The sequence below is a fragment of the Pseudomonas sp. JL2 genome, from assembly GCF_031570495.1.
Taxonomy (GTDB): Bacteria; Pseudomonadota; Gammaproteobacteria; order Pseudomonadales; family Pseudomonadaceae; genus Aquipseudomonas; species Aquipseudomonas rhizophila.
Map to the genome: position 1 here is coordinate 34,361 of NZ_JAKUDH010000021.1, position 23,395 is coordinate 57,755.

A 23,395-nucleotide genomic window follows, 5' to 3' on the forward strand; every position below is an offset into this window, starting at 1 on the left:
AGGCGGTCACTCCTTGACTGCTGCGATGCCAAAAGCCTAGCCGGACGGCGCAGGGAGTCGAGAAAAGGTTTGGGGGGAAACGATACCGGATGATACAGCCTCAGCGCCTTTGTGCTTTGCCATGAGGCGATACAAATCCAGGCACTTTGATGCCTCGTTCCCGTTTCGCTTGCAAGGTAAGGTGCGCCATCCACTCATGCGTTACAGGCCTGGAAGCCTGGCGCTCAAGACTCCGCTCAAGGACTGAACCATGTCACATCCATTTTCCGCGCTACGCACCCTGGCGCTAACGTCGGCCTCACTCCTGGCCGGTTGCTTGACCATCCCAGCACAACCCGACATGCGAACCACCGTGTTCGAAACACCGGAATACCGCGCCCAGCAAGGTCTGGCCATCGTCAAAGCCTCAGCTCTGTATGCCCGGGGTGGCACCGGCCGGAACGTGACCGTGGCGCTGATCGACTCTGGACTGAACAGCAGGCTGACGGAGTTCGAGGGCAGGCTGGGTGACCCCGGATTCGACCATGTCGAAAACCGTCCCGGTACCCTTGACCGGGTCGGGCACGGCACGCAAATGGCCGGCATCCTCGCCGCCAACAAGGACGACCAGGGCATGCATGGCATCGCGTTTGAGGCCAGGTTGATCCCCTTCCGTTTCGGCGACGACAACGAACCGTTTTTTTTCGACAGCGAAATCGCACAGTCCTGGCAAAGCGGTTTCGACAAGGGCGCGCGCCTGTTCAATAACTCGTGGGCCAACGCCATCCCCGCCACCGAAATCACTGAAGCACGTTACAACCAGGTGATGCCCGACTCCCTGGCCGCTGCCCGAAAACTGGTGGAAGACGGCGCCGTATTTGTCTTCCCGACCGGCAATGAGCTCAAGCGCGAGCCCTTGGCCGAACCTGGGTTACCGGCAGCGTTGCCGGAACTGGAGAAAGGCTGGATCGCGGTCGTGGCGTTGAAAAACGATGGCAGCACCATCAATGGAAAATCCAACTATTGCGGCGTCGCAGCCGCCTGGTGCATCGCCGTACCCGGCGGCGACGCAGGTCCACAGGCAGGCCTGCTTACCGTGGGCAAGGATGGCCGTTACGTGCAAACCGCCGGCACATCCCCAGCCGCCGCGTTGGTCAGTGGCGCACTGGCCGCGCTGCAAAGCCTCTACCCGCAGCTCAACGCACAGCAAGTGCGCGAACATCTGCTGGCGACAGCCAACCGCACTGGCATCTACGCCAACAGCGAAGCCTACGGCAGAGGGTTGATGGACCTTGAGGCGGCCTCACGACGCGCCCCAGGACCGCTGGCTGACTGAATCAGGAGGCCGCTACCGCTCGCGGCTGTCGAAGCCTCCCGGACAGTTCCTAGACGGTCGTGGGATATTTCTTCTTTTTCCAACGGGCAAAGATTTCGCCCTAAACTTTCCACCTATACAGACGCCACCCTCACCCCGGACATTTTTTCATGTACCTCGCCCCAGATTTTCCTGACGACCACGCCATGCGCCAGCTCATGGAACTGCTCCATGAAGAAATCGGCCTGCCGGAGCGCAAGACAATCCGTCTGGACACCGCCATCAATCTCGACTTGGGCTGTGACGGCGCGGACGCTCGGCATCTGATGGAAGCATTGGAGGAGCGGTTCGCCCTCGACCTCATTGACTACGACGCGTACCGCTACTTTCAGCCGGAAGGATTTGATGTGTTTCAAAAGCGCAGGGCCAAGGGCCGTGGCAGCAAGGTGCCACTGACCATTGGGATGCTCTACAAAGCAATCAAGGCTCAGCGCTGGGAGACGCAGGAAGTGGAAGGGGTGTAGCCGAACGGCACGCATTAAGTGGCATTATTCTGGCTGTTTACCGTGATTCCAGGTGGAATAATGGCTGCTTTCGAGCCGGGAGCAGCACAGCATTGCATCCGCCCCCTCAAAAGCCGTCCATAAAAAAACCGCCCTGAAAAAGGGCGGTTTTTTCATTCGCTCACCAAGCCTTACAACTGCGGTCCAGCCGCCTTGATCGCGTCGCTCACTTCAAACTTCTTGAAGTTCTCGATGAACAAGCCGGCCAATGCCTTGGCGGCTTCGTCGTACGCAGCCTTGTCGGTCCAGGTGTTGCGTGGGTTCAACAGGCCAGTCTCAACGCCCGGAACGGCAAGCGGCACGTCCAGGTTGATGATGTCCAGGTGCTCGGTTTCAGCACCGATCAGCGCGCCGCTCTGAATTGCCGCGATCACCGCACGGGTGGTCGGGATGTTGAAGCGCTTGCCGACGCCGTAGCCACCGCCGGTCCAGCCGGTGTTGACCAGGTAGACCTTGGAGCCGAAGCCGCGGATACGCTTGATCAGTAGCTCAGCGTATTCACCGGCAGGACGTGGGAAGAATGGAGCGCCGAAGCAGGTGGAGAACGTCGACTTGATGCCGCTGCCCGAACCCATTTCAGTCGAGCCCACCAGTGCGGTGTAGCCGGACAGGAAGTGGTAGGCCGCTTGTTCTTCACTGAGGATCGACACCGGCGGCAGTACGCCGGTCAGGTCGCAAGTCAGGAAGATCACTGCGTTTGGCTCGCCACCGAGGTTTTTCGGTGCGCGTTTTTCGATCAGTTCACGCGGGTAGGCGGCGCGGCTGTTCTGGGTCAGGCTGTCGTCGGCGTAATCGGCTTTCTTGGTGACCGGGTCCAGGACAACGTTTTCCAGTACGGCGCCGTGCTGGATGGCTTTCCAGATAACCGGCTCGTTCTTCTCGGACAGGTCGATGCACTTGGCATAGCAACCGCCTTCAATGTTGAAGACCACGCCAACACCCCAGCCGTGCTCGTCATCACCGATCAGGTAACGGCTTTCATCGGCGGACAGCGTGGTTTTGCCCGTGCCCGACAGACCGAAGAACAGGGTTACATCGCCCTCTTCGCCCATGTTGGCGGCGCAGTGCATAGGCAGTACGTCAACCGCTGGCAGCAGGAAGTTCTGGACGGAGAACAGCGCTTTCTTCATTTCACCGGCGTAACGCATGCCGGCGATCAGTACTTTCCTGGCCGCGAAGTTGATGATCACGGTGCCGTCGGAATTGGTGCCGTCGCGCTCAGGCTCGCAGACGAAGTTCGGCGCGTTGAGGATCTGCCATTCATCCTTGCCACCGGCGTTGTACTGCTCGGGGTTGATGAACAGGCAGCGGCCGAACAGGTTGTGCCAGGCAGTCTCGGTGGTCATCTTGACCGGCAGGTAGTGCGCAGGGTCGGAACCTACATGAACATGGGAGACAAAACGCTCACGCTCGCCCAGATAGGCTGCTACGCGGTCCCACAGGGCGTCGAACTTGTCGGCCGGGAACTTGCGGTTGATCGGGCCCCAGGCAATGGCGTCCTGGGTGGTCGGCTCTTCAACGATGAAACGGTCAACCGGTGAACGACCGGTACGATGACCGGTGCGAACAACCAGCGCGCCAGTATCGGCAAGCTCGCCTTCACCGCGACTGAGGGCTTCTTTGACCAGATCATCGACACTCAGATCGGTGTACACGGCGTTATTGGCTTGCGTCATGAGATTCCCCGTCGGCCTGTGGCCGAGTGCTCCAAACGTTTTGTAGTAGGAAGTCGCGCACTACTACCCGAAAAAAGTGGGCCGGATTATGCCAGAAAAGCCCAAAAAAAGTAGGGCCCTCCCGTCAGTACGGCGTAAATCCGGCGTTTGCCAGGAGATTTACCTGCGCTGAACCGTTTTAGTGACGAGTATCTGACGGTGTGTCGACACCCGCACCGGCGAACAATTGGGCGATGTCCGCAGCGTCGAACAGGTAGCGCTCGTTGCAAAACTGGCAATCGATCTCGATGGCACCACCATGCTCGATCACCAATTGCTGCGCATCTTCCAGACCCAGACTGACCAGCGCATTGCCGGAACGTTCACGAGAGCAACTGCATTGGAAGCGCAACGGCTGAACGTCGAACAGGCGGACCTGCTCTTGATGGTAGAGACGATGCAACACGGTTTCGTTGTCCAGGCTCAGTAGCTCATCGGCGCTCAGGGTGCTGGCCAGAGCGGTGATGTGCTGCCAGCTGGCGTCACGTTCTTGCTGGTCGCGAAGGCGATCGGCGGGCAACTGCTGCAGCAGCAAACCACGGGCACGCCGCCCGTCGGCATAGAGCCAGAAGCGAGTGTTGGTCTGTTGCGACATGACGAAGTAGTTGGTGAAGCATTCAGCCAGAGACGTGCCATCGAGATCGACAATACCCTGGTAGCGCTTGCCGTGGGTTGGATCGACCGTCAGCGCCAGCACGCCATCGGGCATCATGTCGGCCAGGGTCGCGTCGGGGGCGATCTGCTCGGCGTGATAACGGGCCAGGCCACGGATCTCGCGTTCGCTGGAGCATTCGATCATCAACAATGGCACCGGGCCTTCGGAACGGGCCTGGAGAATCAGCAAGCCATCGAATTTCAAGGTGCCGACCAGCAGCGCCGCAGCCGCCATCAGTTCACCGAGCAGTTGGGCGACCGGTTCCGGATAGGGATGCTTGGCAAGAACTTCGGCGTAGCTACGCTCCAACGCCACCAGTTCGCCACGAGTGTCGCTGTCATCGAAGATGAAGCGTTGGGTGTAGTCGGTATCCGGCAAATCAGTCATAGGGTCTGGTATCTGAGGTGATGACAAAGGATGACGGGCATTTTATGGACATTCCGGGTGGGTTCCAAGCAAGGCCAGGGTTTGTCGGACGGGATGGGGCTGACTGCGCATCCGAGCCACAGGCACTGCGGCCTTAAATTGCCGATCTTTTATTCGCTATTGCTGCCATGAAACTTGAACAGATCCCGACGCTGCTTCTTGCTGGGCTTGCCATCGGTGCTGACCCCCAAGGCGCCGGCCTTGCGCTGGGCGGCTGCGGTTTCGCGCCGGGCGATACTGGCTTCGGTCTCGCGATACAGCGCCTGCGCTTCCGGCGCGCCGCGGCGCACGATCGACAGGGCTTGGACAACCACGGTTTTTTCGTCGAACCCGGTGCGAATGACATATTCGTCGCCGATGCGAGGCTCCTTGCCCGGCTTGCAACGTTCGCCCCGGTGATGGACCTTGCCGCTTTCGATGGCGGTCTTGGCCAGGGCGCGGGTTTTATAGAATCGCGCTGCCCACAACCATTTATCGAGACGGACCTTGTCGTCTTCTTCCTTTTTTTGTGCCACTGCAATTCCTCTTTCAGCCAATAGTCAGAACTGTACTACCGTTTTTGTCGAGCGCACGAATTCGGTCCGACAGATAGAATGTCGGCCGAACTGACTTGCGGCACGATGCGGGCCGGTATCGGTTACGAGCGGAAACAGGTGTGTAGATAACTGTCGCCATTTTGTGATTATTCTGCGTGAATACCGCGATTCGCGGGCTCCACGATCCGATGTACTGATCGCAGGTTTTTTTATTGAAGACTTTTGACCATCTGACCGTTGTCGGTCTACGCGAGTGGGTGGCGCTCCCGGATCTGGGTGTCGCGGGCCTGCGGGCAAAAATCGACACCGGCGCCAGCACCTCCAGCCTGCACGCCACCGACATCGAGCCGTTCGAGCGCGACGGTGAAAAATGGGTGCGCTTCACCGCGCATCTGGGAACGGTGGTGCAGTTGCGCCATCGTCGCTGCGAAGCCCCATTGGTGGCGCGCAAAACGATAAAAAGCTCCAACGGCCACGCCCAGGTTCGCTACGTGATCAGCACGACGCTGGCACTGGGGGATCGGATCTGGCGAGTCGAGTTCACGCTTGCCTGCCGCAAGTCCATGCGATATCGCCTGTTATTGGGTTCCAAAGCCTTGATCGACGGCCAGTTGGTGGTCAATCCGGGCATCAAATACGTTCAAGACAAGCCGGTGTTCCCGGTGTCCACTACCTCTGCCACAGGTGTTGCATGAAGATCGCTGTGCTGTCGCGTAATCCGCGTCTGTATTCCACTCGTCGCCTGGTTGAAGCCGGGACCGAACGTGGCCATGAAATGGTGGTGATCGATACCCTGCGCGCCTACATGAACATTGCCAGCCACAAGCCGCAGATCCACTACCGTGGCAAGCCGCTGGAAGGGTTCGATGCGGTGATCCCGCGCATCGGTGCGTCGGTAACGTTCTATGGTTGCGCCGTGTTGCGCCAGTTCGAAATGATGGGAGTATTTCCCCTCAACGAGTCCGTGGCCATCGCCCGCTCCCGGGACAAGTTGCGCTCGCTGCAATTGTTGTCGCGCCGTGGGATCGGCTTGCCGGTGACCGGTTTTGCCCACTCTCCCGACGACATTCCCGACCTGATTGCCATGGTCAACGGCGCGCCACTGGTCATCAAGGTGCTGGAAGGCACCCAGGGTATCGGCGTAGTGCTGTGTGAAACCGCGACGGCCGCCGAGTCGGTGATCGAAGCGTTCATGGGCCTGAAGCAGAACATCATGGTCCAGGAATACATCAAGGAAGCCGGCGGCGCGGACATTCGCTGCTTCGTGGTCGGCGACAAGGTGATCGCTTCGATGAAGCGCCAGGCCAAACCCGGGGAATTTCGCTCCAACCTGCATCGCGGCGGTAGCGCGAGCCTGATCAAGATCACGCCGCAAGAGCGCATGACTGCCCTGCGCGCCGCTAAAGTCATGGGCCTGGCCGTGGCGGGTGTAGACATCCTGCGTTCCAATCACGGGCCGCTGGTGATGGAGGTCAACTCCTCGCCGGGCCTGGAAGGGATCGAAACCACCACGAGCAAGAACGTGGCGGGGATCATCATCGAGCATCTGGAAAAGAATGGCGGGCCGAACATGACCCGGACCAAGGGTAAGGGTTAACTCATAGGTGGGAGCGAGCCTGCTCGCGATGGCGGCGTGTCAGTCAACATCAATGCTGCTGATCCACTGCTATCGCGAGCAGGCTCGCTCCCACATCAGTTCTTGAGCAAACGGGTGTATCCCTATACTGCATCCCTAGGCAACAACAGCCCCAACGGCAACCTCACCCGCGCTTCCAGACCACCACCGGCGCGGTTGCGCAATTCGACATTGCCGCCGTGCATCGAAGCGATGCGCTTGACAATGGCCAGGCCCAATCCCGTGCCTTTTCCGCCCCGGGCACGGTCGCCCCGGGTGAAGGGGTTGAAAATGGCTTCCAGTTCCGACGGATCGATCCCGGCACCACGGTCCATGACGCTGAGCACCACATAAGGTGCGCTGGTATCACCGGAAACATAAGCCGCCACTTCGACGCCCGTGCCGGCGTGATTCAAGGCATTGCCGATCAGGTTGTTCAGCAATCGCTTCATCGACACCCGGCGCAGCGGGAACGGCTGGATCGGCTCCAGGCGCAGGTGCACTTTTTCGCAGTTCTGGTTATAGGGCGCGGCCACTTCCCGTACCAGCTCGCTGAGATCGACTTCTTCCACGGACTCGTCCCGACCGTCGCGAATGAACGCCAGGAACTGATCGAGAATCGCGTCCATGTCTTCGATATCGCGGACCATTTCATCGGTCAGGTCGGTGTGCTCGCCCATCAACTCCAGCGACAGCCGTAAACGGGTCAACGGTGTGCGCAGGTCGTGGGAGACGCCCGCAAGCATCAGTTCACGCTCGCGTCCGGCCTGCTCGACGTCCTCGGCCATCTGGTTGAAAGCGCGGTACACCTCGGTCATTTCACTGGGAGTGTCGCTGATGGGCAATCGCACGCTACGGCCCTGGCCCAATTGTCGGGCCGCGTAGACCAGACGCTTGAGCGGCTGATTGAGCTGGCTGACGAAGATCCACGCCGAAGCGGTCGACAACAGGCCGATGGCCAGGAACCAGCCAAGCACGTTCCAGATTTTCTGGCCGCGCAACGGGTGGGGGTACAACGGTACCTTCAACCAGCCATCCCCCAGGCTCGGCGCACGGACCCACAGCGCCGGAGGCGAGTGCATACGCAAGCGCACTTCGGTATCGGCGCCGAGTTCGTCCTGCATCTGCCGTTGATAGATCTCGCTGTAAGGCCAGTGTTGTTCGCCTTCCGGCACGCCAGCGCCAACCACCCGGATCAGGGTCGCCGCTTCGGCGATCTTCTCCCGGTTGGCTTCGTCGGCGGCCCAATAGGCTCGAAGGGTCAAGGCAACGCCGTGGCTGTACTGCCGGTCCACCAGCACATCTTCGTTCATCAGCAAGTAGACGAGCGTCAGTGCCTTGGAAAAGAGCACGACAATCAGCACCAGCCAGAGGGTGCGGGAGAAGAAGCTCTGGGGGAACCAAACGGGGGTTTTCATGAATAGCCGCTACACACTTGCAGGAGCGAGCGATGCTCGCACAATAACGGACCGCGAGTCGCCTGCAGGAAGAAATTCAACCCGCCAGGCCACCCGCTCCTACAAATCACCGATCACTTGCTGGCGGCGCCATCCGGCACGAATACATAACCCACGCCCCAGACAGTCTGGATATATCGCGGCTTGGAAGGATCAGGCTCGATCATCCGGCGCAGACGGGAAATCTGCACGTCGATGGATCGCTCCAGCGCATCCCATTCACGGCCACGGGCCAGGTTCATCAGCTTGTCGCGGGTCAGCGGCTGACGGGCGTTCATCACCAGGGCCTTGAGCACGGCGAACTCACCGGTGGTGAGCATGTGTATTTCATCGCCGCGCTTGAGCTCGCGAGTGGCCAGGGACAGTTCATAGTCGCCGAAGGTCACGCTTTCATCTTCGCTGCCCGGGGCGCCAGGCACCGGGGCCGACTGACGACGCAACACCGCCTTGACCCGGGCCATCAGCTCGTCCGGGTTGAACGGCTTGGCCAGGTAATCGTCAGCGCCCAGTTCCAGACCCTTGATACGGCTCAGCTCATCGCCCTTGGCCGTGAGCATGATGATCGGGATCTGGTTGTTCGCGCCACGCAGGCGACGGCAGGCTGTCAAACCGTCTTCACCTGGCAGCATCAGGTCGAGGACCACCAGGTTGAAGACCTCACGGGCCAGCAGCCGATCCATTTGCTCGGTGTTCGGTACGGTGCGGGCACGGTAGCCCTTGCTGACGAAAAAGCGCTCCAGCAGGCTGCTCAGCCCCGGATCGTCGTCAACAATAAGAATTTTTTCGCCTTCAGCAGTTTGTGCAGTGCTGCTCATAGGAAGCTCCTTTGATCTCGGCGCGCATTATGGCCTAGCTGCCGTTATACGCACCGTGTGCATTGTTAGCAGATTTTTCCTCTATCTCCAGTCATCCGGGTATCGAGCCTACAGACCACGACGCCCCCTAAGAACGCAACGCTGGTTATAATGCGCGGCCTTTTGTGCCAGGGAATGTCGGATCGTGATCCCGACCCATCGTTTTTTCCCTTGCCAGGCAGCACTTTCTGAATTTCGCGGGTCAACAGGCAGCCTCTTGACCCAGGCAGCGGCGCACGCCAGGCCGCTCAACCAGTCTCGCCGAGCCCGGTTTCTGCGGTGGCGAGTCTGATTTCACAATTTTTCAGGTGGTTTTATGGACAGCATCAACAGCCGCATCGCCGAGGAACTCGGCGTACGCCCACAACAGGTCGAAGCGGCCGTCGCGCTACTGGATGAGGGCTCCACGGTGCCCTTTATCGCCCGTTACCGCAAAGAAGTGACCGGCAGCCTCGATGACACCCAATTGCGTCATCTGGAAGAGCGCCTGCGCTACTTGCGAGAACTCGACGAGCGGCGCGTCAGCATCCTGGCCAGCATTCAGGAACAGGGCAAGCTGACCCCGCAACTTGAGCGTGACATCAAGCTGGCCGACACCAAGACCCGTCTCGAAGACCTGTACCTGCCCTACAAGCAAAAACGCCGTACCAAGGGCCAGATCGCCCTGGAGGCAGGCCTCGGCGAGCTGGCCGACGGCCTGTTCAACGACCCGACCCTGTCCCCGGAAACCGAAGCCGCGCGTTTCGTCGATGCCGAAAAAGGTGTGGCGGACGTGAAAGCCGCGCTGGAAGGCGCCAAGTACATCCTTATGGAACGCTTCGCCGAAGACGCCAACCTGCTGGAAAAACTGCGCAATTACCTCAAGCAGGAAGCCACCCTCAGCGCCCGCGTGATCGCCGGCAAGGAAGAAGAAGGCGCCAAGTTCCGCGACTACTTCGAACACGACGAACCGCTCAAGAGCATGCCGTCCCACCGCGCCCTGGCAATTTTCCGCGGCCGCAACGAAGGCATTCTCAGCTCCGCGCTGAAGGTGGGCGATGAGTTGCCCGGCACCATGCACCCGTGCGAAGGCATGATCGGCCAGCAGTTCGGCATCCAGAACCAGAACCGCGCCGCCGACAAATGGCTGGCCGAAGTGGTGCGCTGGACCTGGAAGGTCAAGCTCTACACCCACCTGGAAACCGATCTGCTGGGCGAGCTGCGCGACAACGCTGAGACAGAAGCGATCAACGTCTTCGCTCACAACCTGCACGACCTGCTGCTGGCCGCACCGGCCGGGCCGCGCGCCACCCTGGGCCTGGACCCGGGCCTGCGTACCGGTTGCAAAGTGGCCGTGGTGGACTCCACCGGCAAGCTGCTGGACCATGCCACGGTCTACCCCCATGTGCCGCATAACAAGTGGGACCAGACCCTCGCCGTGCTCGCCGCGCTATGCGCCAAGCATTCGGTGGACCTGATCGCCATCGGCAACGGCACCGCCAGCCGGGAGACCGACAAACTGGCCGCCGAACTGATCAAGAAATACCCGACCATGAAGATGACCAAGGTCATGGTTTCCGAGGCCGGCGCTTCGGTTTATTCGGCGTCGGAACTGGCCTCCAAGGAGTTCCCGGACCTGGACGTGTCGATTCGCGGGGCGGTGTCCATCGCCCGTCGCCTGCAGGACCCGCTGGCGGAACTGGTGAAGATCGATCCGAAATCCATCGGTGTCGGCCAGTACCAGCACGACGTTTCCCAGTTGAAACTGGCCCGGGGCCTGGACGCCGTCGTGGAGGATTGCGTGAACGCCGTGGGCGTGGACGTGAACACCGCTTCGGTAGCGCTGCTGGCGCGCATCTCCGGCCTCAACGCCACGCTGGCGCAGAACATCGTCACCCACCGCGACGAACACGGTGCGTTCAAGACCCGCGCCGCATTGAAAAAAGTCCCGCGCCTGGGTGAAAAAACCTTCGAACAGGCCGCCGGCTTCCTGCGCGTCATGAACGGCGACAACCCGCTGGATTCGTCGGCTGTCCACCCTGAGGCCTATCCGCTGGTGCAACGCATCGCCGCCCAGACCGACCGCGACATCCGTTCGCTGATCGGTGACGCCGCGTTTCTCAAGCGCCTGGACCCGAAAAAATTCACCGACGAAACCTTCGGCCTGCCCACCGTGACCGACATTCTTCAGGAATTGGAGAAACCCGGCCGCGACCCACGCCCCGAGTTCAAGACCGCCGAGTTCCAGGACGGCGTCGAAGACCTCAAGGACCTGCAGCCGGGCATGATCCTCGAAGGCGTGGTGACCAACGTCACCAACTTCGGGGCCTTCGTCGACATCGGCGTGCATCAGGATGGTCTGGTGCACATCTCCGCGCTGTCGGAGAAATTCATCAAAGATCCGCGCGAAGCGGTGAAGGCCGGTGATGTGGTGAAAGTGAAAGTCATGGAAGTCGACATCCCGCGCAAACGCGTCGGTCTGTCGATGCGCATGAGTGACACACCGGGCGAGAAAGTCGACGGTGCCCGCGGCGCTCGTCCGGGCTCGACACCGCGCCAGTCGCAGAACACCGCGCCGCGCAAGGAAACCGCCACTGCGGCCCCGGCGAACAACGCCATGGCCTCGCTGTTCGCCAACGCCAAGCAGTTGAAGAAACGCTGATGGACGCGCCAGCCGGGTTGGTGGAAAGCGCGTTTTTCAAGCTGCTCGGCTGCCGTCTGCACAGCCTGGGGGACGGGGTGGCGCAAGTCGCCCTGAGCCTTGAGCCACCGCTGCGCAACCGTGGCGGCAAGCTGCACGGCGGCGCGCTGTTCAGCCTGGTGGACATCGCCATGGGCCTGGCTTGTTCCAGTGTCCACGGCTTTGACCAGCAGAGCGCGACCATCGAATGCAAGATCAACTACATTCGCGCCGTCTCCGACGGTGAGGTGCTCTGCACGGCCCGGGTCATCCACCCGGGTCGGCGCACGCTGGTGGTTGAGGCCGAGGTGATGCAAGGCGACAAACTGGTCGCAAAAGCACAAGGCACGTTCGCAGTCCTATAGCTCCCTGTCATCGATTTGGGTTAATTTCGGCGCTGCGAATGCGGCATCGATATCCCCTGTGGGAGCGAGCCTGCTCGCGATAGCGGTGGACCAGTCAATGTAAAGTTGACCGACATACCGCTATCGCGAGCAGGCTCGCTCCCACAGAGGGGCCGCGACGAATTGTCTTTGGCCACACAAAAACCAGGCGAAAACGCCAGTTTTAACTTCACCCTTGTAGACCGTCGTGACCACCCCCATATTGGGGCGACTGACGCGTGAAGGAATTCAACTTGAGCGACCTTTTAAACCGCCGCCTGGCTCTGCTCGGCGAGCGCGCCAACCTCTCCCTGCTCGAGCAGTGCCTGCACGGCATCGAACGTGAATGCCTGCGCGTCACGGACACAGGGCATCTGGCGCAGACCCCGCACCCCGAGGCCCTGGGCTCGGCGTTGACCAACGAGCAGATCACCACCGACTATTCCGAGTCGCTGCTGGAGTTCATCACCCCGGCCCAGGCTGACGTGGCCGATACCTTGCACAGCCTCGACAAGATCCACCGGTTTGCCTACAGCAAGCTCGGCAACGAGTACCTGTGGAGCCCTTCGATGCCGTGCCCGCTGCCGGCGGAGGAAGACATCCCGATCGCGTATTACGGCACCTCGAACATCGGTCGGCTCAAGTATGTCTACCGCCAGGGTCTGGCCCTGCGCTATGGCAAGACCATGCAATGCATCGCCGGGATCCACTACAACTTTTCCCTGCCGGAAAAACTCTGGCCGCTGCTGCGTCAGGCCGAAGCCGTTGAAGCGAGCGATCGTGATTTCCAGTCATCGGCCTACATCGCGCTGATCCGTAATTTCCGTCGCTACAGCTGGTTGCTGATGTACCTGTTCGGTGCCTCTCCGGCTCTGGATGCCGGCTTTCTGCGCGGCCGTGCGCACCAGTTGGAACAATTGGATCCGGACACCTTGTACCTGCCGTACGCCACCAGCCTGCGCATGAGCGACCTGGGTTACCAAAGCAACGCCCAGGCCGGCCTGACCCCCTGCTACAACGACCTGGCAAGCTATACCGACAGCCTGCGCAAGGCGGTGGCGACACCGTACGCGCCCTACGTCGAAGTCGGCACGCATAAGAATGGTGAGTGGGTGCAGCTCAACACCAATATTTTGCAGATCGAAAACGAGTACTACTCCAACATCCGCCCAAAACGCGTGACCTATACCGGCGAGCGCCCGATCCAGGCGTTGATGGCTCGAGGCATCCAGTACGTCGAAGTCCGTTGCCTGGACATCAACCCCTTCCTGCCGATGGGCATCGACCTCACCGAATCGCGCTTCCTCGATGCGTTCCTGCTGTATTGCGGTCTGAACGACAGTCCGCTCCTGGAAAACAACGAATGCAGCAATGCGACGAACAACTTCCTGACCGTGGTCAAGGAAGGCCGTCGGCCAGGTTTGCAATTGCAACGCCAAGGGCAATCGGTGGACATGCAAGCCTGGGCTATCGAGCTTCTGGAGAAGATCGCGCCATTGGCCTCGCTGCTCGACGAGAGCCAGGGGGGCGACGCCCACCGCCAGGCACTGGACGCGCAATTGGCGAAGGTGCGGGACCCGTCACTGACCCCCTCCGCCCAAGTGCTGGCGGCCATGGCAGAACACCAGGAAAGTTTCGCCCAGTTCTCCCTGCGCCAGAGCAAGGCCCACGCCGAATTCTTCCGCGCCGAGCCGTTGCCTGCCCAGGAACAGAGCGCATTCGAAGAAAACGCTCGTCAATCCCTGGCTCAGCAAGCCGAGCTTGAGCAGAACGAAGTGGGGGATTTCGATGTGTTTGTCGGGGCGTACCAAGCGAGCATCCTGGCGATCAGTAACTAGGCACACCTCGCCGACGAGCGAACACCTGTGGGAGGGAGCAATCTCCCTCCCACAGGGTTTTGTGTACAGCCGGCCATTTCTGGCGAATCGGCTGATTGGCTAAAGTAACTACTCCGCCGACGAAGGCTTCTCCCACAGATTGATCCCGCCCTCCTGGGCAAACCGGTCGATCTGCGCCAGTTCTTCAGCGCTAAAACTCAGGTTCTTCAACGCCCCGACGTTCTCGATAATCTGCTCCGGCCGACTGGCGCCGATCAGCGCAGAGGTTACCCGTGCGTCGCGCAGGGTCCAGGCCAGGGCCATTTGCGCCAGGCTTTGCCCGCGACGCTGGGCAATTTCATTGAGGGCGCGCACATGGGCGATGTTCTCCTGCGACAGGTGCGAAGCCTGCAACGAACCACCACCCGGGCGATTGACCCGCGCATCGGCCGGAATGCCTTTGAGGTACTTGTCGGTCAGCAGGCCCTGGGCCAACGGCGTAAAGGCAATCACACCCGTGCCCAGTTCATCGGTGGCGTCCAACAGATCCTTTTCCACCCAGCGATTGAGCAGGTTGTAGGCCGGTTGATGGATCAGCAGTGGGACCTTCCACTCTTTGAGTAGCGCAGCCATTTCCCGGGTCTTCACCCCGGAATACGAAGAGATGCCAATGTACAACGCCTTGCCCTGCTGCACGGCCGTGGCCAGCGCGCTGGCGGTTTCTTCCAGCGGGGTGTCGGGGTCGAAGCGGTGGGAATAGAAGATATCCACATAGTCCAGGCCCAGGCGTTGCAGGCTCTGGTCCAGGCTGGCCAACACGTACTTGCGCGAACCGCCACCCTGGCCGTAAGGACCCGGCCACATGTCCCAACCGGCCTTGCTGGAGATGATCAACTCATCGCGATACTGCTTGAAGTCTTCGCGCAGCAACCGACCAAAATTGATCTCGGCGCTGCCGTAGGGCGGGCCGTAGTTGTTGGCCAGGTCGAAGTGATTGATACCCAGATCAAACGCCGTACGCAGCAGCGAACGCTGCGTGTCGATCGGCGTGCTGTCGCCGAAGTTGTGCCACAACCCCAACGACAGCGCCGGCAGCACCAGCCCGCTGCGACCGACACGGCGGTAAGGAATGGACTCGTAGCGGTTTTCGGCAGCGGTGTAGGTCATCGAAAGGCTCTCTGTTCGGGTGGCTGGTACAAGGGGCAAGCTAACACCTCACAGACGCATTCGTCAGGCCGAAAGTTCGCATATCAGGTGTGGGGGCTGGCTGCCGGCGCAGGTGATCTGCCGCAGATTGGCCACGCATCGGCCAATCAACGAGGCGTCATGCAGCGCGGGTATTGTTTGTAATTACTGAACAGTCAAGGCAGCCGTCGGGCATTTATCGCTGAGGGTAAACATGTGAATCTGGCGTCATCCACTTCAAAAGGAGCCCTCCTATGCCCTCTCCAACCGCCAAAGTTGCCATCGTAACCGGCGCTTCCCGCGGCATCGGTGCCGAAATCGCCAAGCAATTGGCCCTCGATGGCTTTGCCGTCGCCATTAACTACGCCAACAGCGCCGCCGAAGCGTCGAAGCTGGTGGTGCAATTGCGCCAGGCCGGTCACCAAGCCATAGCGATCAAGGCAGATGTGTCCTCTGCCGTCGACGTCCGGCGGATGTTCGATGAAACCGAAGCGCAACTGGGCAAGGTGGATGTGCTGATCAATAACGCGGGTACCCTGCAAGTGATGCCCTTGGCCCAGCACAGTGACGAGTTGTTCGACCAGACGTTCGCCATCAACACCCGCGGCACCTTCAACACCCTGCGCGAAGCCGCAACCCGTTTGAACGACGGTGGCCGGATCGTGAATTTTTCCAGCAGCACCGTTGGCCTGAACCTGCCCGGTTATTCGGTGTACATCGCCAGCAAGGCCGCCGTCGAGTCACTGACGCAGGTGTTCGCCAAGGAACTGCGCGGCCGCCAGATCACGGTCAACGCCGTGGCGCCCGGCCCGGTTGCTACCGAACTGTTCCTGCATGGCAAGAGCGAAGAACAGATCCAGAACTTCGCCAAAATGCCGCCCCTGGAACGCCTCGGCCAGCCGGAGGACATCGCCAGCATCATATCCTTCCTGGTCAGCCCGGCCGCCGGCTGGGTGAACGGGCAAATTCTGCGAGCCAACGGCGGCCTGGTCTGAGGTTTCGCCCGATCAGCGCACCAGATGCAGGAACTGCATGTGCCGCTCGTATTGGTCGAGGATGTCGTTGATAACCTGCTCCTTGGTATAACCCACCAGATCGTAGTCCTGGCTGCCTTCGCTCAGGTGCACTTCGGCGCGGTAGTAACGGCGGTTGTTGAGTTCCTTGGAGCCCATGCCGCCGCGGGCGAAGGACGGCGTGAAGTAGCCGCGCATCTGCACCTGGTAGATGAACGGATGCTGCTCGCCGTGGCCGATCTCCAGGCTGACGCTGTCGTTGGCCGGGTCTGGCTGGGTCACCACTGTCAGACCTTTCTCGGCGAACACCGCCTTCACCTCTTCGATGGCCGGGCGCACCGTGGTGTCCAGAAAACGGTACACCTCATCGCGGGACGGGAAATGCACCGCCTGACTCAAGCGCTGTCGCCAGCCGCCCGTACCCCGTCGAGAAGCCGACACCGGCGCCAGCGAATGCAACTGCGCAATCTGCTTCTGGGACTCGAGGTAAAACGCCTTGTGCAGGCCCCACATCATCAGCAGCAGAATCAGCGAGAACGGCAAGGACGTCAGCACCACTGCCGACTTCAAGGCATCGATACTGCCGGAGAACAGCAATGCGCTGGTCACCAGGGCAGTCATCGCTCCCCAGAACACCCGCAGCCATTTGGGCCCGTCTTCATCGGGGTTGCCGCCCTTGGCCGACAACGTCGAAAGCACCACGGTGCCGGAGTCGGCTGACGTGACGAAGAACACAAAACTGATAAACACGGTGACCGCGATGACGGTCTTGCTCCATGGATAGGTTTCCAGCAGCAAATAAAGGCTCATCGACGGGTTTTCCAGGGCGGACATACCCAGGGCACTCATGCCGTGGTTCAGCACTTGGTCAATGGCACTGTTACCGAAGATCGACATCCACGCCAGGGTGAAGCCAAGGGGAATCAGCAGCACGCCAAACACGAACTCACGGATGGTGCGCCCACGGGAAATGCGCGCAATGAACAACCCCACGAACGGCGACCACGCAATCCACCAGGCCCAGTAGAACACCGTCCAGCCGCCCAGCCAGTCGCTGGGCTCGTCGTAGGCATACACGTCAAAACTCTTCATCGGCAGGGCGCCGAGATAATCGCCGATGTTCTGGATCAACGTGTTGAGCAAATGCTGGGTAGGTCCGGCAAACAGCACGAACAGCAGCAATGCGCAGGCCAGCAGCATGTTGATGTCGGACATGACCCGCACGCCTTTATCGACACCGGCCACCGCCACAATGATTGCCGCGCCCATCATCAGCACGATCAGGCCGACCTGAATCCACTGGGTATGGGCGATGCCGAACAGGTAATCGAGCCCGGAATTGAGATGCAGCACCCCAAACCCCATGTCCGCGCCGAGGCCGAACACGGTCGCGATGATGCCGAAGCCATCCACCGCGTAGCCGATGGGACCGTTAATACGTTTACCGATCAGCGGGTACAGCGCTGAACGCAGGGCCAGCGGCAAATTGTGCCGGTAGGCAAAGTACGCCAGGGCCATGCCGACGAAAGCAAACACGCCCCAGCCGTGCAGGCCCCAGTGCAGAAACAGGATCTGCATGGCCTGGCGCGCGGCATCTGCGGTACCGGCCTCGCCTTGCGGTGGCTGAACCAGATGGGTCAGCGGTTCGGAGACACAGAAAAAAAACAGCGTGATGCTGATACCGGCAGCGAACAGCATGCCAGCCCAGGACAGGTAACTGAATTCGGGCTCGTCGTGGTCGGCACCGAGCTTGATCTTGCCGTAGCCGGACAAGGCGGTGACCACCACGAAGACCAGATACAGGGTCATCGCCAACATGTAATACCAGCCGACCGTATTGGCCGCCCAGTTCTGCGCCGCCAGCAGCCAGGCACCCGCCTGCTCCGGCACGGCGATGACCACCAGGCCGAACAGCAGAATGAAGGTCGCGGCAAAGTAAAAAACCGGCGGATTCATGCGGACCAGGCCGCTGGGTGGAAGGGACGAGGCACTCATGAGCGATGTACCCCGCAAAGCGGAATCGTGAAAGTCGAAAACGGACTCGGCAAAGGCAAGCCTCCTGTTGTGAGCGGGCAGCAAACCGACGGTTTAACTTGAATGAACGTTCAAGTTAAACATGAATAGGTAGCTAAGGACTAATCGCACGGCTGGATGGCATGTTTCCTACGCTAGCCTACGGGAGGGTATGACGTTGCCTGGAGAGCATTCGTTCAGTGTTCAACAGACATAACACAGCCCCTGTGGGAGCGAGCCTGCTCGCGATCGCGGTGTGTCAGCGAATGGATGTACCCACTGAACCACCGCCATCGCGAGCAGGCTCGCTCCCACAGGTTTTCGGTGCTCACCTCTCATGCGTCCCCATTTACGCCCCGGCAAACGATTGGCGGTTGCCCATCAATATCGGCGTGCCTATAGTCCATGGATTTCCTGCAACCAGTACGACCCCATGATCAAACAACAGCTGGCGCGCTTTAACCGTCTCGACCTGCTCGGCCATCCAACCCCCCTGGAAAAACTCGACCGTCTTTCCTCCTGGCTCGGTCGCGATATCTATATCAAGCGCGATGACCTGACGCCGCTGGCGCTGGGCGGCAATAAACTGCGCAAGCTCGAATACCTGGCCGCCGACGCCCTGGCTCAAGGTGCCGACACCCTTATCACCGCCGGTGCGATCCAGTCCAACCATGTGCGCCAGACTGCCGCGCTGGCGGCGAAGCTGGGCCTGGGCTGTGTGGCCCTGCTGGAAAACCCCATCGGCACCGAAGACAGCAACTACCTGAGCAACGGCAACCGGCTGCTGCTGGAGCTGTTCGACGCCAAGGTCGAATTGGTAGAAAACCTGGATAACGCCGACGAGCAGTTGCAAGCCCTCGCCGCACGCCTGCGCAGCAATGGGAAGAAGCCCTATCTGGTACCGATTGGCGGTTCAAACGCTCTGGGTGCGCTTGGGTATGTACGCGCCGGGCTTGAGCTGGCCGAGCAAATCAAGGACACCGGCCTGAATTTCGCTGCCGTGGTGCTGGCTTCGGGCAGCGCCGGGACGCACAGCGGCCTGACGCTGGCGCTCAGTGAAACGCTGGGGCAACTTCCCGTGATTGGCATAACGGTGTCTCGCAGCGAAGAAGACCAGCGCCCCAAGGTCCAGGGCTTGGCCGAACGCACCGCCCAGTTGCTCGATGTATCGCTTCCAGCGGCCTTCAAGGTGAACCTGTGGGACGAATACTTCGCCCCCCGCTACGGCGAACCCAATGCCGGTACGTTGGCGGCAGTCAAATTGCTGGCTGGCCTGGAGGGCCTGTTGCTGGACCCGGTCTACACCGGCAAGGCGATGGCCGGCCTGCTCGATGGGGTGGGTCGCGACCGCTTCGACGAGGGCCCGATCATCTTCCTGCATACCGGCGGCGCACCGGCGTTGTTTGCGTATAACGCGGCGTTCCAGGCGTAGTGAAGTTCTCGCTCCCACAGGGGACTTTTTTCATTCCATACTCGAATATTTGAATGATTTAATATTATTTTCCAATCTATAAACACCACCCTATAGTCTCGCCACAGGCGCATTTGCCGCGAGACGCCCAGGCTGCTTTAAGGCAGGATGTGGCAATCTTTTCGGATCGCGGCTACGCCTTATCTCAGCCAAAATAACCTCTTCATAAGAAAACACAGGGGCTTGTCATGAATTTTTCCGCATTACGTCGCAACCTGTTGGTGGGTTCGCTGGGCCTGGCATTGAGCGCCGGCCTGCTGGGCCAGGCCGTTGCCGGTGAGCAGCTGCAAAAGATCAAGGACGCGGGCGTGATCAACGTCGGCCTGGAAGGCACTTACCCACCGTTCAGTTTCGTGGACGCCGACGGCAAGCTGGCCGGTTTCGAAGTGGAGTTTTCCGAAGCCCTGGCCAAGGAGCTGGGCGTGAAGGTCAAACTGCAACCGACCAAATGGGACGGCATTCTCGCAGCGCTGGAATCCAAGCGCCTGGACGCGGTGATCAACCAGGTCACCATCTCCGAGGAGCGCAAGAAGAAGTATGACTTCTCCCAGCCTTACACCGTTTCCGGCATCCAGGCGCTGGTTCTGACCAAGAACAAAGACGCCATCAAGACCGCCGATGACCTGGCCGGCAAAAAAGTCGGCGTTGGCCTGGGCACCAACTATGAGCAATGGCTCAAGGAAAACCAGCCAAAGGCTATTATCCGCACCTACGACGATGACCCAACCAAATACCAGGACCTGCGTGTAGGCCGCATCGACGCCATTCTGGTAGACCGGCTGGCTGCTCTGGAGCTGACCGCCAAGGCCAAGGACACCGCTGTAGCCGGCGAGCCGTTCTCCCGCCAGGAAGCCGGTATCGCCCTGCGCAAAGGCGAGCCTGAGCTGCTGGATGCAATCAACAAGGCCATCGACAAACTACGGGCCGACGGCACCCTGGCGAAAATCTCGCAGAAGTACTTCAACGCTGACGTCACCCAATAATGGAAGAGGCTTTTCAACTCGCGCTGGATTCCGCGCCCTTCTTGCTCAAGGGCGCGTATTACACGGTCATCCTCAGTTTGGGCGGCATGTTCTTCGGCTTGCTGCTGGGCTTCGGCCTGGCATTGATGCGCCTGTCGCGCTTCAAACTGGTGAGCTGGATCGCCCGCATCTACGTGTCGTTTTTTCGCGGCACGCCGCTGCTGGTGCAGTTGTTCGTGATCTATTACGGGCTGCCCCAACTGGGCATCGAGCTGGATCCATTGCCGGCGGCGCTGATCGGCTTCTCGCTGAACATGGCGGCATATGCGTGTGAAATCCTGCGAGCCGCCATCAGCTCCATCGAGCGCGGCCAGTGGGAAGCCGCGGCCAGTATCGGCATGACCCGCGCCCAGACCCTGCGCCGGGCCATCCTGCCGCAAGCGGCGCGAACGGCCTTGCCTCCTCTGGGCAACAGCTTCATTTCCCTGGTCAAGGACACCGCACTGGCGGCGACCATCCAGGTGCCGGAGCTGTTCCGTCAGGCGCAGTTGATCACTGCCCGCACTTTCGAAATCTTCACCATGTACCTTGCCGCCGCGCTGATCTACTGGATTCTGGCCAGCGTGCTGGCGCACCTGCAGAACGTCCTGGAAGCCCGGGTCAATCGGCATGACCAGGAGTCCTGACCCATGATTGTCGTGGAAAAACTGACAAAGCAGTTCAAGGGTCAAGTGGTGCTCAATGGCATCGACCTGGAGATCGAAGAAGGCGAAGTGGTGGCGATCATCGGCCCCAGCGGTTCGGGCAAGACCACCTTCCTGCGCTGCCTGAACTTCCTCGAAGAACCCAGCAGTGGCCGGATCAAGGTCGGCGACATCGAAATCGATGGCAGTCGCCCGCTGAACCAGCAACAGAACCTGGTGCGTCGTTTGCGCCAGCAAGTGGGTTTTGTGTTCCAGAACTTCAATCTGTTCCCCCATCGCACCGCGCTGGAGAACGTCATCGAAGGCCCACTGGTGGTGAAGAAGATCCCCCGTGCCGACGCTGAGGTTTTAGGCCGTAAACTGCTGGCCAAGGTCGGGCTGGCGGGCAAGGAGGACGCCTACCCGCGGCGTCTTTCCGGTGGCCAGCAACAGCGCGTGGCGATTGCCAGGGCGCTGGCGATGGAGCCCGAGGTGATTCTGTTCGACGAGCCAACGTCGGCCCTGGACCCGGAGCTGGTGGGCGAGGTGCTGGCGACGATTCGTGGCCTGGCCGAAGAAAAGCGCACCATGGTCATTGTGACTCACGAAATGGGCTTCGCCCGGGACGTAGCGAACCGCGTGGTGTTTTTCGACAAAGGTGTGATCGTCGAGCAAGGCGAAGCCAAGGCCTTGTTTGCAGCCCCCCGGGAGGAACGCACTCGACAGTTCCTCAGCAAGTTCCTCTCGGCCGGACACGGCGACCAGTAAGTTATTGATATTGTCCCCACTTCCAGGGATGGAAGTGGAACAACTAACAGCCCAGCGTAACAAACTGAAACTTTCAGTTGACTTAACACAGCCACCCCATTGAGGTGCGGTATATACATATCTCCGGCAACACTTCTCTTTGGGCTACGCTATTTATCCGACTTCCTGCCGCACCTCCCTTCCAAAACAATGAACCCAAGGAAAATGGCGCACAACGCAACGTATTCTTAACTTCAATGCGTAGGACATTTCTGAAGCCTTATACAATTAATTATTAAACAAGTCCCTCTATTGACACTGAAACTGCTGAACCCTTATCTAGTGACCCACAGGCGATGCGAACTATTTTAGTTCTGCGCGATGAACCGCAGACAGGGTCCATGCTGCGCAATAAAAATATATCGCGATGATTAAGCGCTTTTGATCTTCCCGAAACGGACTTCGTTTTAAAGCATCAAGGAGAACACCATGACATGTACGTCGAATATTCCTGAACTGGCTGCGCCTACCCTGGTCAACGCTCTGCGTACCCGCATCAACATCACCAGCGCTGCGCACCTGCAAGTGGCAATTGCCCCTTACCCCGGCATGGACGCGGGCGATCTGATCGAGCTGTTCTGGGACAACTGCTACGTCGGCTCCCGCCTGTTGTCCCAGGCCGACGTGCAAACTAGCGTTACGTTGCGGGTACCCGAGAGCTTCATCGTCAATGGGACTTCGCGCATCCATTACCGCGTGATGCAAGTGGGGCGCGGCCCGGCGCTGTCAGCAACGCAACGGGTGCAGGTCAAGCTCGATTGTCCCGGTGGCCAACCGTCGGCCCTGAGCGGTGATGAAAACCAAGGCCTGGCGCCAGTGCGGATTCCTGATGCCATTCGCCGCAAGGGAGTGAACCCGAGTCAGGTCAAACGCGGTGTACCAGTGACCATAGAGCCCTATCTGAACATGGCTGCTGACGATGCGATTACCTTGCGCTGGGGCGACGTGCGCATGGACCTGCCCCGCATCAAGCCCTGCGAGGTTGGCCAGCCGATCAACATCTGGGTACCGCCGCAGATCATTCTGGAGGCGGGGGAAGACCTGCGCCTGGAAGTGACCTACTGCATCCTCGACCGCGTGGGCAACAACTCCCACTGGGCGCCGCCACGAACGTTAAAGATCGGTTGCGCCAATCCCTACCTGAGCACTTCTCCGAAAGAGGCGCTCATGGCCGCCGAACCGGGCTGCAAGAATCCTTGACTGATGGTGGGGAGCGAGCCTGGTCATGATTGGCAGCGAAGCGGCCAAGCCGCTTGCGGTATAGTCTGACCAAGCTCCCTAACCCAA

The 23,395-nt window shown here is 60.2% G+C and carries 20 protein-coding genes; 13 read left to right on the forward strand and 7 right to left on the reverse strand.

All coding sequences use genetic code 11. The features are described 5' to 3' along the window. The first annotated feature begins 250 nt into the window (after positions 1-250). Positions 251-1,315 (forward strand): S8 family peptidase, encoded by a 1,065-nt coding sequence (locus MKS85_RS22555; RefSeq protein ID WP_188251758.1) that lies wholly within the window; start codon positions 251-253, stop codon positions 1,313-1,315. 149 nt (positions 1,316-1,464) lie between these two features. After that, the gene (locus tag MKS85_RS22560; RefSeq protein WP_047226847.1) at positions 1,465-1,818 is read left to right on the forward strand and encodes a DUF1493 family protein; all 354 of its coding nucleotides are present in this window, start codon (positions 1,465-1,467) and stop codon (positions 1,816-1,818) included. Between the two features lie 170 nt (positions 1,819-1,988). Here MKS85_RS22560 and MKS85_RS22565 read toward each other — a convergent pair whose 3' ends face one another. From MKS85_RS22565 to MKS85_RS22575, 3 genes are all read right to left on the reverse strand, one after another. After that, positions 1,989-3,533, reverse strand: coding sequence for a phosphoenolpyruvate carboxykinase (locus tag MKS85_RS22565; protein WP_047226846.1), 1,545 nt, complete (start codon positions 3,531-3,533; stop codon positions 1,989-1,991). A 178-nt stretch (positions 3,534-3,711) separates the two neighbouring features. Beyond that, positions 3,712-4,614, reverse strand: a complete 903-nt coding sequence (gene hslO, locus MKS85_RS22570; protein ID WP_076383277.1) for an Hsp33 family molecular chaperone HslO — start codon at positions 4,612-4,614, stop codon at positions 3,712-3,714. 149 nt (positions 4,615-4,763) lie between these two features. After that, entirely contained in the window at positions 4,764-5,168 is a 405-nt protein-coding gene (locus MKS85_RS22575) for an RNA-binding S4 domain-containing protein (protein ID WP_047226844.1), read from the reverse strand. A 251-nt stretch (positions 5,169-5,419) separates the two neighbouring features. On the opposite strand from MKS85_RS22575, the gene MKS85_RS22580 reads away from it, so the two are divergent. Then, entirely contained in the window at positions 5,420-5,884 is a 465-nt protein-coding gene (locus MKS85_RS22580) for an ATP-dependent zinc protease (RefSeq protein ID WP_171061301.1), read from the forward strand. Continuing rightward, entirely contained in the window at positions 5,881-6,786 is a 906-nt protein-coding gene (gene rimK, locus MKS85_RS22585; RefSeq protein WP_047226843.1) for a 30S ribosomal protein S6--L-glutamate ligase, read from the forward strand. Before MKS85_RS22580 ends, rimK begins: the two co-directional genes overlap by 4 nt. Before the next feature lie 122 nt (positions 6,787-6,908). Here the strand turns inward: rimK and MKS85_RS22590 are convergent, their stop codons facing one another. Together MKS85_RS22590 and ompR are read right to left on the reverse strand one after the other, a co-directional pair. Beyond that, positions 6,909-8,222: an ATP-binding protein gene (locus tag MKS85_RS22590; protein ID WP_047226842.1), complete on the reverse strand. Its 1,314-nt coding sequence runs from the start codon at positions 8,220-8,222 to the stop codon at positions 6,909-6,911. Between the two features lie 113 nt (positions 8,223-8,335). Then, the gene (gene ompR, locus MKS85_RS22595; RefSeq protein ID WP_025211284.1) at positions 8,336-9,076 is read right to left on the reverse strand and encodes a two-component system response regulator OmpR; all 741 of its coding nucleotides are present in this window, start codon (positions 9,074-9,076) and stop codon (positions 8,336-8,338) included. A 355-nt stretch (positions 9,077-9,431) separates the two neighbouring features. On the opposite strand from ompR, the gene MKS85_RS22600 reads away from it, so the two are divergent. The 3 genes from MKS85_RS22600 (at position 9,432) to gshA (ending at position 13,995) form a co-directional block, all read left to right on the forward strand. After that, the gene (locus MKS85_RS22600) at positions 9,432-11,756 is read left to right on the forward strand and encodes a Tex family protein (protein WP_107323092.1); all 2,325 of its coding nucleotides are present in this window, start codon (positions 9,432-9,434) and stop codon (positions 11,754-11,756) included. Beyond that, positions 11,756-12,139, forward strand: coding sequence for a PaaI family thioesterase (locus MKS85_RS22605; protein ID WP_047226840.1), 384 nt, complete (start codon positions 11,756-11,758; stop codon positions 12,137-12,139). The genes MKS85_RS22600 and MKS85_RS22605 overlap by 1 nt, the downstream gene beginning before the upstream one ends. 272 nt (positions 12,140-12,411) lie before the next feature. Beyond that, a complete protein-coding gene (gene gshA, locus MKS85_RS22610) occupies positions 12,412-13,995 on the forward strand; it encodes a glutamate--cysteine ligase (RefSeq protein WP_188251757.1) in 1,584 nt (527 codons plus the stop codon). A 108-nt stretch (positions 13,996-14,103) separates the two neighbouring features. On the opposite strand, the gene mgrA is transcribed toward gshA, so the two are convergent. Next, entirely contained in the window at positions 14,104-15,141 is a 1,038-nt protein-coding gene (mgrA, locus tag MKS85_RS22615; RefSeq protein WP_047226838.1) for an L-glyceraldehyde 3-phosphate reductase, read from the reverse strand. Positions 15,142-15,413: 272 nt separating this feature from the next. Here mgrA and MKS85_RS22620 point away from each other — a divergent pair, with 272 nt between their 5' ends. After that, positions 15,414-16,154: an SDR family oxidoreductase gene (locus MKS85_RS22620; RefSeq protein WP_188251756.1), complete on the forward strand. Its 741-nt coding sequence runs from the start codon at positions 15,414-15,416 to the stop codon at positions 16,152-16,154. Positions 16,155-16,166: 12 nt separating this feature from the next. On the opposite strand, the gene betT is transcribed toward MKS85_RS22620, so the two are convergent. Beyond that, a complete protein-coding gene (gene betT / locus MKS85_RS22625) occupies positions 16,167-18,128 on the reverse strand; it encodes a choline transporter BetT (protein ID WP_171061300.1) in 1,962 nt (653 codons plus the stop codon). Between the two features lie 490 nt (positions 18,129-18,618). Between betT and MKS85_RS22630 the strand changes: the two genes are divergently transcribed. The 5 genes from MKS85_RS22630 to MKS85_RS22650 all read left to right on the forward strand — a co-directional run bounded on the left by MKS85_RS22630 (position 18,619) and on the right by MKS85_RS22650 (position 23,308). After that, on the forward strand, positions 18,619-19,617 hold the full coding sequence (locus tag MKS85_RS22630; RefSeq protein ID WP_188251755.1) for a D-cysteine desulfhydrase: 999 nt from the start codon (positions 18,619-18,621) through the stop codon (positions 19,615-19,617). A gap of 227 nt (positions 19,618-19,844) precedes the next feature. Continuing rightward, a complete protein-coding gene (tcyJ, locus tag MKS85_RS22635) occupies positions 19,845-20,639 on the forward strand; it encodes a cystine ABC transporter substrate-binding protein (protein WP_047226834.1) in 795 nt (264 codons plus the stop codon). Beyond that, positions 20,639-21,304, forward strand: coding sequence for a cystine ABC transporter permease (tcyL, locus tag MKS85_RS22640; RefSeq protein WP_047226833.1), 666 nt, complete (start codon positions 20,639-20,641; stop codon positions 21,302-21,304). The genes tcyJ and tcyL overlap by 1 nt, the downstream gene beginning before the upstream one ends. A gap of 3 nt (positions 21,305-21,307) precedes the next feature. Continuing rightward, positions 21,308-22,069 carry an L-cystine ABC transporter ATP-binding protein TcyN gene (gene tcyN, locus MKS85_RS22645; RefSeq protein WP_047226832.1) on the forward strand — a complete coding sequence of 254 codons (762 nt, stop codon included), beginning with the start codon at positions 21,308-21,310 and terminating at the stop codon, positions 22,067-22,069. A 468-nt stretch (positions 22,070-22,537) separates the two neighbouring features. Beyond that, complete coding sequence (locus tag MKS85_RS22650; RefSeq protein ID WP_188251753.1) at positions 22,538-23,308, forward strand: hypothetical protein; 771 nt, start codon at positions 22,538-22,540, stop codon at positions 23,306-23,308. The last annotated feature ends 87 nt before the right edge of the window (positions 23,309-23,395 follow it).